10 protein-coding genes are annotated in these 10,073 nt (G+C 32.9%); 4 read left to right on the forward strand and 6 right to left on the reverse strand.

Annotation, left to right across the window (positions count from 1 at the left end; translation table 11 throughout):
• The first annotated feature begins 48 nt into the window (after nt 1-48).
• Genes K6343_05565 through galU form a run of 3 tightly spaced genes read left to right on the forward strand, consistent with a single transcriptional unit; the run spans nt 49 to nt 2,440 of the window.
• Nucleotides 49-777, forward strand: a complete 729-nt coding sequence (locus K6343_05565) for a hypothetical protein (GenBank protein ID MEF3245426.1) — start codon at nt 49-51, stop codon at nt 775-777.
• A 7-nt stretch (nt 778-784) separates the two neighbouring features.
• Nucleotides 785-1,555 (forward strand): metallophosphoesterase, encoded by a 771-nt coding sequence (locus tag K6343_05570; GenBank protein MEF3245427.1) that lies wholly within the window; start codon nt 785-787, stop codon nt 1,553-1,555.
• 12 nt (nt 1,556-1,567) lie between these two features.
• A complete protein-coding gene (gene galU, locus K6343_05575; protein MEF3245428.1) occupies nt 1,568-2,440 on the forward strand; it encodes a UTP--glucose-1-phosphate uridylyltransferase GalU in 873 nt (290 codons plus the stop codon).
• On the opposite strand, the gene mtaB is transcribed toward galU, so the two are convergent.
• The gene (gene mtaB, locus K6343_05580; protein MEF3245429.1) at nt 2,423-3,664 is read right to left on the reverse strand and encodes a tRNA (N(6)-L-threonylcarbamoyladenosine(37)-C(2))-methylthiotransferase MtaB; all 1,242 of its coding nucleotides are present in this window, start codon (nt 3,662-3,664) and stop codon (nt 2,423-2,425) included. The genes galU and mtaB overlap by 18 nt on opposite strands.
• Entirely contained in the window at nt 3,661-4,689 is a 1,029-nt protein-coding gene (gene hrcA, locus K6343_05585; GenBank protein ID MEF3245430.1) for a heat-inducible transcriptional repressor HrcA, read from the reverse strand. The genes mtaB and hrcA overlap by 4 nt, the downstream gene beginning before the upstream one ends.
• A gap of 84 nt (nt 4,690-4,773) precedes the next feature.
• Between hrcA and K6343_05590 the strand changes: the two genes are divergently transcribed.
• Nucleotides 4,774-6,042 (forward strand): hypothetical protein, encoded by a 1,269-nt coding sequence (locus K6343_05590; protein ID MEF3245431.1) that lies wholly within the window; start codon nt 4,774-4,776, stop codon nt 6,040-6,042.
• Here K6343_05590 and K6343_05595 read toward each other — a convergent pair.
• The 4 genes from K6343_05595 to K6343_05610 form a co-directional block, all read right to left on the reverse strand.
• A complete protein-coding gene (locus K6343_05595) occupies nt 6,039-6,821 on the reverse strand; it encodes a metal ABC transporter permease (GenBank protein MEF3245432.1) in 783 nt (260 codons plus the stop codon). The genes K6343_05590 and K6343_05595 overlap by 4 nt on opposite strands.
• Nucleotides 6,802-7,584 carry a metal ABC transporter ATP-binding protein gene (locus tag K6343_05600; GenBank protein MEF3245433.1) on the reverse strand — a complete coding sequence of 261 codons (783 nt, stop codon included), beginning with the start codon at nt 7,582-7,584 and terminating at the stop codon, nt 6,802-6,804. The genes K6343_05595 and K6343_05600 overlap by 20 nt, the downstream gene beginning before the upstream one ends.
• 58 nt (nt 7,585-7,642) lie before the next feature.
• Nucleotides 7,643-8,500 carry a metal ABC transporter substrate-binding protein gene (locus tag K6343_05605; protein MEF3245434.1) on the reverse strand — a complete coding sequence of 286 codons (858 nt, stop codon included), beginning with the start codon at nt 8,498-8,500 and terminating at the stop codon, nt 7,643-7,645.
• Between the two features lie 56 nt (nt 8,501-8,556).
• Nucleotides 8,557-10,073 (reverse strand): copper amine oxidase N-terminal domain-containing protein (locus tag K6343_05610; GenBank protein MEF3245435.1); only part of this gene is annotated, 1,517 nt, incomplete at its 5' end.

The following is a 10,073-nucleotide window of genomic DNA, read 5'->3' on the forward strand; positions in this document are numbered from 1 at the left end:
AAACAGTTTTAAAATAAAAATTTTAATAATATAAAAATAGGAGGTAAAATGTCTTTAATAGTTACAGTTTATGTCCCCTCAGGGATAGTAATGGCATCGGATAGTAGACAGACAGTATTCATTCAATTGCAAAATGCACCAAACACAAACCCAATTCCAATTGTAAGTTCAGATTATGTAAATAAAACATTCTTAATAAGTAAAAATAACATTGGCGTTTCAACCTTTGGAGAAACATTCTTAGGTGGCATTCCTATGGACTTCTACATACAGAAATTTGAAGAAGAGATTCTACAAATAGACGATAATGTTGAAAGTGTTGCTGATAAATTGTTAGATTTCTTTAAAAGGTCTTTTCCTAACACAGATACCTCTTTTCATATTGCAGGATACACAAAAGAGGGAAAAAGTAGTGTTCCTTATGTATACCATATAAACATAAAAAGAAACGAGAAAATTAGACTGAACTTCAATTTTGAAACAAAAAAAATAGTTTATGGTGCAAGCTGGGGTGGCGAAGGAGATATTCTTAACGAAGTCCTAAACCCTGTTTATTTAAAAGATCCTTTTGGAAATTACAAACAAATACCAAAAGCCCCAATTCCCTGGGATGCCATGCCTCTACAGGATGCAATTGATTTTGCAGTGTTTGCCATAAGGACTACCATTGATACAATGAGGTTCCAGGCAAGACCTAAAACGGTTGGAGGACCTATCGATGTGCTTTTGATAACAAAAGAGGGAGGACAATTTATACGAAAAAAAGAAATTAAATAAGATTATGATGAAATTAACAATTTTTGTAATTTTTGCTCTACTCATTTATGGCGTGTTTATAGAGAGAAATCAATTAGCAATAACAAGGTTGAATTTTAGCAAAGAAAATTCAATTAAATTTGTTCAGATTTCAGACTTACATTTCACAAGAGAAGGTAAAAGGGAGAAAAAAATTCTTAAAATTATTTCAAATGAACACCCAGATCTTGTATTCATTACCGGCGATGTGGTAAATTTCCGAAAAAAATTTGAGGCAAAAAAGTTTTTTAAAAAAATCTCGGCCTTAGGTATAAAAACATACTTCGTTTTAGGCAATTGGGATTACAAAGTAAAAGATGTAGTTTCTCTCAAAAAGGAAATTGAAAGTGCTGGTATCAAAGTCTTGGAAAATGAAACAGCTGAATTTACAAAAAATGGCTTAAAGATAAATATCATCGGGTTAGGAGACCCTTTTACAAACCACGACAGATTTGAAGAAGCAGTAAACTCTATTAACAACAAAAATTTTTCAATTCTTTTGAGTCATACACCAGACATATTCTACAAAGCAAAAGAAAAAGGAATAGACCTAATTCTTTCTGGGCATCTTCACGGAGGACAAGTATGTTTGCCTTTTTGCAAATTTGCTATCTACACCCCTTCTAAGTATGGAACAAAGTTTTTAAGAGGGATCTTTAAAGAAGGCAACACAATAATGTATGTTAATAGAGGTATAGGAGAAAGCCATTTTCCTATTAGAATATTTTCGAAACCCGAAATCTTAATAGGAACCATATAAAAGGAGGACGTTATGAAAGAAATAAAAAAAGTTGTTATCCCTGTAGGTGGCTTTGGCACGAGATTGCTTCCGATAACAAAATCTCAACCCAAGGAAATGCTTCCAATCGTTGATAAACCAGCCGTTCAATATGTAGTAGAAGAAGCTTTAAATTCTGGTATTAAGAATGTTTTACTTGTAACAGGACGAGGAAAAAGGGCAATTGAAGATTACTTTGATTATGCAGTTGAACTTGAACGTGAACTTGAGGAAAAAGGTAAAACTGATCTTCTTGAATTAATAAGAGGCACAAGTGAAATTGCAAGAATTTTTTATGTAAGACAAAAGTTAGCAAGAGGCTTAGGAGATGCAATTTACTATGCAAACGGGTTTATTAACGATGAATATTTTGGTGTTCTTCTCCCTGATGATATAATTGATGCTCCCGTCCCCTGTCTTAAACAGATGATTGAAATTCATCAAAAATACCAAAGTAATGTAATTGCAGTAATGAAAGTGCCATTCTCTGAAGTTAAAGCGTATGGAATAATTAATGGCAAAAAAATAGGCGATAGCATCTACGATATTGTAGATCTTATTGAAAAACCTAATGAAATGGAAGCACCGTCTAATCTTGCAATTGTTGGAAGATATATCCTCAATTCAACAATTTTTGAAGCAATAGAAAAGACAGAGCCAGGCAAAAACGGAGAGATACAGTTAACCGATGCAATTAAAAAATTACTCTACAAGGAGCGCTTTATTGCATACGAATTCAATGGAGTAAGATACGATGTAGGAGAAAAATCTGGCTTAATAAAAGCAAATATTGCGTTTGCCTTAAAAAGGGATGATCTAAAGGAAGAAATTAGAAAATATCTGGAGGATTTATTTAGAATTAACTAAAGAGCCCTCTATATGATCTTCAAAAACTGCTTCAATTTTAACAAGGGCAATTTTGTTTAATTTCGCTTCTTGAGGAAATGAGACTTTTATGTAGTGTGGCGAAAAACCCCAGTAGAAACTGTCTTTTACTTCTTCAACCAAAACAGGAACAACTTTATTAACGAATCTTTTTTTGTAATCAATGGAAATTTCATTTGCAAACTCTATAACCCTCTTGCTTCTTGTTGATTTTACAGATTCTAAAATATTTTCCTTGAAGTAAAAAGCAGGTGTAAATGGCCTTTTAGAATATCTAAATACATGGACTTTTGAAAATTGGACTCTTTTAATCAAAGTTAAGGTATTAAAAAATGCAGTTTCAGTTTCAAAAGGAAAACCAACGATCACATCGGTTGAGATAGAAAAATCAGGGTCGATATTTCTTAACTTTTCAACTATTCTTAGGTAATCTTCTCTTGTATAGCCCCTATTCATTTGCTTTAAGACTTCATTATCGCCAGATTGAAGCGAGATGTGTAAATGTGGTTGTAAAACATAGGGTTCAATAAACTCGCTTATAAGCTCATCTGTAACATATTTTGGATGTATTGAAGAGATCCTTAAGCGACTCAATCCTTCAATTCTCTTAAGTTTATTTACAAGTTTTGCAAGGCTTGTGCCTGTATCTTTCCCATATTTTCCAATTTCTGTCCCTGTCAAAACAACCTCTTTATAGCCCCGATCAACAAGGCCTCTTACTTCATCGACAATATTTTTTTCATCCTTGCTTCTTATCTTATAACCTCTCACTACAGGCACAATACAGTAAGTGCAGAAATTATCACAACCTTCTTCAATTTTCACAAAGGCTCTTGCCCTTTCAAAAAAGTTTTCTATTCTTTCAAAATCTACTGCTTCCTCTACCCCTGTTTCTATAAAGGAAGAAATTTTTTTTCTTGCACCTCTGTATAATACCACTCTTTTATCTTTATACTCCTTATGCAAATTTGTAAAACAACCAGTTAAAACTACAAGCGCATTGGGATTTTTTGCTAAAGCTTCGTTAACAGCCTTCCTTGTTTCTCTTTCTGCCTTCTCAGTTACAACACAAGAATTGATAATATAGACATTCGCAAATTCTTTAAAATTGGTTTCAACATAGCCTTTTTCTAACAAAGACTCACGCATTAGTTCTGATTCATATTGATTTGTTTTGCAACCTAAGGTAAAAATTGAGAATATCATCCTAATAGCTTTTCCGCCATCTTTTCTAATTTATTTGCAATTTCTTCAAGGACCAAAATACCCCTTACATAATTCATACGAATTGGACCAAGAAGTCCAAGAGTGCCTTCAAGTTCTTTTATGGTGTATTTAACGGTAATTAAACTGTAATCCCATAATTCTGGGATTTTATTTTCATCACCAATGATAATCTGCAACTTTTCGCCTTGCTCTAACTCAACAAGGACTTTGTTGATGGTTTCTTTTCTTTCAAGCATATTAAATAGGAATTTCAAACGCTCTTCTGCAATTTCAATTTGGGTTGTCAATAAATTTGAGATGCCCCTAATAAAAATTTCCTGTGTTTTTCTCTTATATTGTTCTTCCTTTAATTTCCCATAAAACTTGAATACAACTACTACTAAATCTCTATTTAACTCATCACTAAAAAAGTTTTTCTCAACAATTATTTTAGAAGCTTCCAAAATAGCTAAATTTTTTAACTTTTCGTTTAGAAAATTCTCCAAATAGATAACCTGCTCCATTGTAAGATTGCTTTTTAAAAGAGGAATTGCTTCGGTTGTTTGAATTGTTGAAACAATAACTGTGTATAAAAACTCAGAAGCTATGAAAAAATGTATATATCTTAATTTATCTTCTTCAATACAGGGTGAAACAACAAGAGAAATTTCGTTTGTATAATTTGAAATAAGATCAGAAATTTGTGCAAGCATTTCTCTTAAATTACTAAAAGTATCTATCTCGGGGATCTCAATATTAGAGGGTTTAATATGTTTCCTCTCTTTTAGGGCTTCCTCAACGTAGAATCTAAAACCTTTACTTGTGGGGATTCTCCCAGAAGAAATATGCTGTTGGGTAAGATATCCCAAATCTGATAATTCTGCCATGTAGTTTCTCACCGTTGCGGAAGAAATAGGAAAACTTACCCCTTTTGCAACCTTTTCGGAAGAAACAGGCTCCCCTGTCTCAATATATTCTTTGACAACTTCTTTTAAAACTTCCAATCTCTTTTTATCAAGTTCCATACAATGCAATTATACCATATTTTGCCTACTTTTGTGTTTTGAGTATAATGCTAAATATAGTAGATAATGAAAGGTGGGTTAAAGATGATTAGAAAACTAATTGAAGAGCCACATTCAGAAGAAAGAAAGTCCAATTTTAATATCACCATCAAAGATTTAAAAGAGTTTGTCTCTGTCCCCTTTTTTATCTCTTGGTATAGCAGTAAAGAATCAAATAAAGTTTTTCCTTTAATTCTTCAAGAACTTCAAGATCTAAACCCCGATAGAATTAAATTAAAAAAGATTCTCCCAGGATACAACCCATTCTTCATGCATTTAGATTACCTACAATATTATGTATACGAAAAAGATGGACAACCTTTAGGTAGAATTGCTGCATTAATAGATAGAAATTACATAGAAAAGAAATTTAAAGGGAAAATTGGCATTATAGGTCTTTTTGAAGCAGAAACAAAAGATGTTGGATACGAACTCCTTGAAAGAGCAATAAATGACTTGAAAAATGAAGGCTGTTCAAAGATTATTGGGCCTATGAGATTTAATGCTTCAGGAGAAGCAGGATTACTCATTGATGGTTTTGATAAAAAACCAATGCCAATGGAACCTTACAACCCACCCTACTACAAAGAAATATTTGATGCTTTCGGTGAAAAAGAAAATGATTGGTTCTCTTTCTTTATCTCCCAAGAAAAAGCCTATAAGTATGTAGAAAGGATAACAAACGTTTTTGAAAACGGCTCAAAAATAGAAATGAAATTGAAACAAAATGGAATTGTAATAAGAAATGCAAGTCTTAAGGATTATAAAAATGAAATTGATAAAATAAGGGCAATCTATAATATTGCTTGGGATTCAATAGAACACCCACAGTTTGAAAAATTTACAGAAGAAGAATTTAACTACATTGCTTCATCATTAAAGCAAGTTGCAATTGAAGATTTAATCTATATTGTAGAAGAAGATTCAAAGCCAATTGGCATGTCTGTTACTATTCCTAACATAAATGAAGTAATTTTTGAATTAGATAGGAGTATTTTTAAAAGTTATAAGCCAACAAAGAACGCTTTTTCTATAAAAGACACGTATAGAGATTTAATCATATTTAGAGAAATAAAAAGGAGAGTGAATAAAAAACAATTTGAAAGCGCAAGAATATTTATCCTTGGCGTTCTGAAAAAAAGGTCGGGGTTAGATGCACTATTATATAAACGCACTTTTGATAATGGTATAAGATTAGGTATGACATACGCAAGTGCTTCTCAAATTGCAGACTCAAACCTCAATATGTCAAATCCTCTTATGAGAATGGGTGAATTAAGTTTTACTTGGCGAGTTTATAATATTAAATTTTAATTTCTTTTAAATAGAAAACTCAGTAAAAATAAAATAGATATAACACTAACAATAACAGGACCTGTTGGTAAATTAAACATATAGGATATAAATATACCAAGCGCAGTTCCGAAAATCCCAAAAAGAATAGACAACCAAAACGTTCCCTTAAGACTTTCAGAAACATTCATTGCAGTTGCAGCAGGAATTACAACGAGAGCAGATACAAGAATAATACCCACAACTTTTGTTGCAAGCAATACTACAAGAGAGACCAAAAACATAAAAAGATAGTCAAGTATTTCTACTTTGTAACCTTTAATCTTTGCAAAATCCCTATCAAGGGCAACGAGTATAAACGTTTTTAAAAATAGAGCAATGAGTGAAATTACAAAAATAGAAATTACAATTAATAGAAGCAAGTCTCTTTTTCCTGTGGAGAGAATGTCTCCAAAAAGATAACTCATCACATCTGGTTTATAACCTCTTACAAATGAAAGTAAGATAAGGCCAATACTCATAGTAAAAGGAAGAAGAATACCTATAACGGTATCAACAAAGAGTTTTGATTTTCCAATTAGATAACTCACACTTACGCCTGCGATTATTCCAAAACCAATAGAGGATAAAAAGGGAGATGTGCCCAAAAGATAACCAATGGCAACTCCAGTAAGGGCAGAATGAGAAACAGCATGGACAAAAAAAGCCATTTTTCTTACAACAACAAAAACCCCTACAACTGAACAGAGAAAACTTACACTAATACCTGCAATGAAAGTCCTAACCAACACTGGATTCATCATCCTCGTAGAATTTACACGGACCTCCTTCCTTACAAATTTTGTGTTTATGAGAAACAAAAGTTTTACCAAAAATTTCTTCAAAATGTTCTTCCAAAAGAATTTCTTCAGGTGCTCCAAAACACACAAGCCTTTTGTTTATACATATTACCTTATCAACAATCTTTGTTACGTTATAGACATCGTGTGAAACCATAATTGCTGTGACATTATAGTTTTTTTTAAGAGAGAGAATAAAATCAGAAAATGCCTTTTCTCCCACCTTATCAACTCCCGAAAAAGGCTCATCAAAGAGAAGGAGGCTTGGCTTACTCAATAAGGCTCGAACAATTAACACCCTCTGCATTTCACCACCAGAAAGACCAAATATCTTTTTATTAAGGAACTTTTCAATACCACCAATCTTTGCAAATTCTAAAATTCTTTTACTTGCGTTAGTATTATCTTGTAAAGATAGGGTTAAAAACTCGTTTACAGTAATGGGTATCGAATAAGGTCTTTCAAAAAACTGTGGCACGTAGGCAATTTTGTCTCTTTCGTTTTTAGTAAGCTTGCTTAAATCCTTTCCGAATATTGTTATTTCACCTTTATAAGGAATAAGTCCGAGTATTGCTTTAAGAAGTGTTGTTTTACCTGCGCCGTTTGGTCCAATAATAACGGAGAGTTCCCCAGCTTTAATAAAGAAGTTTATATCGTGGAGAATTTGGCTGTTCCCTAAAAACACATTTAAGTTTTTTACTGTTAAAATTTCATTATTATTCATACATTACAAAGATAAGGCGGACTAATCCGCCTTGATTAAAAAAGTTAAAATTTCGTTATTATTCATTTAATGCTTCGTAAATTGTATTTACGTTGTATTTCATCAAATCTATGTAGGTTTTTGTTTTATCACTTCCGCCTAAAGGATTAAGGGAAAGAACTTTAACACCTGTATCCTCAACGATTGCATTGTAAATTTCAGAAGATTGTTGTGGCTCTTTAAATACTACTTTAATATTGTATTGCTTAATTAGGTTTTCAACTTCAGCAATATCTTTTGGGCTCGGTAGATTATTCGGGTCTTTTTTTATTGTTTTAAGGATATTTAAACCAAAATATTCTGCAAAATATGGAAAAGCAGCATGAAAAGTGATAATATTTCTATTTTTAAGTGTAGATAATTTTTCTTTTAAGACTCTTGCGTTCTCCAAAATGGAGTTTGTATAAGTTTCAAAATTCTTTTCGTATATATCTTTGTGAGAAGGGTCCAAATCGGTAAGTGTGTTTTTAATGACTTCGCACTGCTTTACAAAGTATTCAGGACTAAGCCAAACATGTGGATTACCCCCGTGATTTGCTATGATCTCTTTTAAACCATCCGAGAGACTCACAACTTTTGTATTGAGTGAATTTGCAAGCGATGAAATAAAACTTTCAAGGCCAGAACCGTTTACAAAAATAACTTTTGCTTTCGATAGACTCTCCACAAGTTTTGGAGTTAAAGTAAAAGTATGAGGAGAACTTCCAACAGGCACAATCAAAATAACATTTACATAATCTCCACCAATTGACTTTACCGCATCATAAAAAGGATAAATAGAAACACCAACTGTAAATCTTTCATCTATTTTAGAGCATCCGTTAGAAAAAGATATAAGCAAAGTAAATAAAACAATAAAGACTACTAGCTTTTTCATAAATATCACCCAAGAGTATTATATCAAAATGGTGATGGTAAAACAAATATATTGTCTTAGTTAATATATTTTATGGTTATTGTTTTTGTATTAGCATCCCACTGCACATCACACCCAAGTGATTCTGCAACAAACCTCAATGGAAGCATTGTTCTTCCATTGATGATTTCAGGAACAACTTTAGAGTTATCCTTATCAATGGGTTTATTAACTCCGTTCACCTTTGCAGTGGATTTACCAATCCAAAGTTCAATAGTTTTTGAGCCAAGAGAAACTGCAACTTTCTTTTCAGTTGCATCCCAACCAACTGACCCGCCAAGGGATTCTATAATGGCTCTAATAGGTAAAAGAGTTCTACCGTTTTTTATTACGGGTGGAGAATCTAAGGTATTTTTAACGCCATTTACAGTAAAATTTAGATCGCCAATTTTGAGAACAATGATAATACTCCCGCAAACTATTTTAGAATTAAGGTTTGTTGAAGAAGTAGTAATGTTTATGCTTGAAACCTTTACACCCTGAGAGATTGCATTTATATTAACATTTGAAGTAAAGGGTGAAACTGATTCTGCATCTAATTTGGATTTTACATCCTTAAGGTAGTTACTATTACTACACGAAATATTCCCATTTTGATCGAGTTTTAAAAGAAGTATGTCCCAACCACCTACTCCAAATGAGGAGGTTTGTCCACATGCTATATAACCAGAATCAGTTGTTTGCTGGATAGAGTTTAGAGATTCGTTTCCCTCGGAGCCAAAAGTTTTTGCCCATGAAATATTCCCGCTTGAGTCAAGTTTTAAAATAAGGACATCATCACCACCTGCACCAAACGATGAGGTTTGCCCTGCAATAATGTAACCAGAATCAGCTATCTGTTGAATAGAGTTTGCAGACTCATCATACTCGGAACCAAAAGTTTTTGCCCAAAGTATATTACCATTAAAATCGATTTTTAAAGCAAGTATATCCTTGCCGCACACACAGTTAAAAGAACTTTTTCCTATAACAATATATCCTCCATCGACTACTCTTTGTAGTGAATAACTCCAATCGATGTTATCTCCCCCATAGGTTTTTGCCCATGATACACTACCGTTTGAATCGAGTTTTAAGACAAGGTAATCTAAACCACCTGCACCATATGAGGAGGTCACACCTGAAACAATATAACCAGAATCAAGAGTTTTTTGGATAGAGCTTGCATAGTCATCACTTTTGCCGCCATAAGTTTTTGCCCATGAAATATTCCCATTTTGATCGAGTTTTAAGATAAGAATATCCCAACCACCTGCACCAAACGAGGAGGTTTGTCCTGCAATAATATAACCAGAATCAGCTGTCTGTTCTATTGAATAGGAAGCTTCATCACCTACTTTACCGTAGGTTTTAGCCCATAACACGTTACCATTTGAATTGAGTTTTAAAACAAAGATATCATCACCACCTGCACCAAATGAAGAAGTTTTTCCACAAACTATATAACCAGAATCAAGAGTTTTTTGGATAGAGTAAGCATAGTAATCACTTTTGCGACCATAAGTTTTTGCCCATGTAATACCACCATTTTTCT

It is taken from the genome of Caldisericaceae bacterium (assembly GCA_036574215.1).
Lineage (GTDB): Bacteria > Caldisericota > Caldisericia > Caldisericales > Caldisericaceae > Caldisericum.

What these genes read in the sequence shown, in the direction of transcription:
- K6343_05600 (MEF3245433.1), bottom strand. Translation starts at nt 7,584, where the DNA reads ATGAATAATAATGAAATTTTAACAGTAAAAAACTTAAATGTGTTTTTA.
- galU (MEF3245428.1), top strand. Translation starts at nt 1,568, where the DNA reads ATGAAAGAAATAAAAAAAGTTGTTATCCCTGTAGGTGGCTTTGGCACG.
- hrcA (MEF3245430.1), bottom strand. Translation starts at nt 4,689, where the DNA reads ATGGAACTTGATAAAAAGAGATTGGAAGTTTTAAAAGAAGTTGTCAAA.
- K6343_05605 (MEF3245434.1), bottom strand. Translation starts at nt 8,500, where the DNA reads ATGAAAAAGCTAGTAGTCTTTATTGTTTTATTTACTTTGCTTATATCT.
- K6343_05595 (MEF3245432.1), bottom strand. Translation starts at nt 6,821, where the DNA reads ATGAATCCAGTGTTGGTTAGGACTTTCATTGCAGGTATTAGTGTAAGT.
- K6343_05590 (MEF3245431.1), top strand. Translation starts at nt 4,774, where the DNA reads ATGATTAGAAAACTAATTGAAGAGCCACATTCAGAAGAAAGAAAGTCC.
- K6343_05565 (MEF3245426.1), top strand. Translation starts at nt 49, where the DNA reads ATGTCTTTAATAGTTACAGTTTATGTCCCCTCAGGGATAGTAATGGCA.
- mtaB (MEF3245429.1), bottom strand. Translation starts at nt 3,664, where the DNA reads ATGATATTCTCAATTTTTACCTTAGGTTGCAAAACAAATCAATATGAA.
- K6343_05570 (MEF3245427.1), top strand. Translation starts at nt 785, where the DNA reads ATGAAATTAACAATTTTTGTAATTTTTGCTCTACTCATTTATGGCGTG.